The 602-nt window shown below is 71.4% G+C and carries 1 protein-coding gene and 1 pseudogene; both read left to right on the forward strand.

Translation table 11 applies throughout. The features are described from left to right. Window positions 1-341: pseudogene (locus CA983_RS44835) on the forward strand (aminoglycoside phosphotransferase family protein); the annotation flags it as partial. Between the two features lie 79 nt (window positions 342-420). Beyond that, a partial coding sequence (locus CA983_RS44840) for a TFIIB-type zinc ribbon-containing protein (RefSeq protein ID WP_086606206.1) occupies window positions 421-602 on the forward strand: 182 nt, incomplete at its 3' end.

The raw sequence follows: 602 nt of genomic DNA on the forward strand, positions 1-602 counted from the left end.
GGCTGCTGATCGACGTGGACGACCTCGGCGTCGGCGTCCCCGCCTGGGATCTGGCCCGCCCCGCCGCCTGGTACGCCTGCGGACTGCTTCCATCCGGCGAATGGGCCCGGTTCCTCGCCGCCTACCGCGCCGAGGGCGGCCCTGCCGTCCCGGTCGACGGCGATCCCTGGCCCGCCCTGGACGTCCCCGCCCGCGCCCTCACCGTGCAGACCGCGGCCCGGGCCGTCACCAAGGCGGTCGCGGCCGGTCGCCCTCTCGACGAGGTGGAGCAGTCGGTCGTGGACGCCTGTGACCGAATGGCCACCGTCCCGCCGCAGTTGGTGCAGGAGTACGCGAAGTAGGGTGCAACCGACCACAGCCGGACAGAGTCTGTCCTGGCGACACACGAAGCAGGACCGACCGGCGAGGAGTTGAACCACCATGCAGTGTCCGAAGTGCCGTGCGCCGATGCACACGTACAACCGCAACGGTGTCCAGATCGAGCAGTGCAGCGGCTGCCGCGGGATCTTTCTCGACTACGGCGAGCTGGAGTCGCTGACCCGCCTGGAAGCCCAGTGGTCCCAGTCCGCCCCACCGCCCCCGCCGGCTCCACAGGCCTACCC

Origin of the sequence: Streptomyces swartbergensis, assembly GCF_002148965.1 — a bacterium.
Classification (GTDB): domain Bacteria; phylum Actinomycetota; class Actinomycetes; order Streptomycetales; family Streptomycetaceae; genus Streptomyces; species Streptomyces swartbergensis.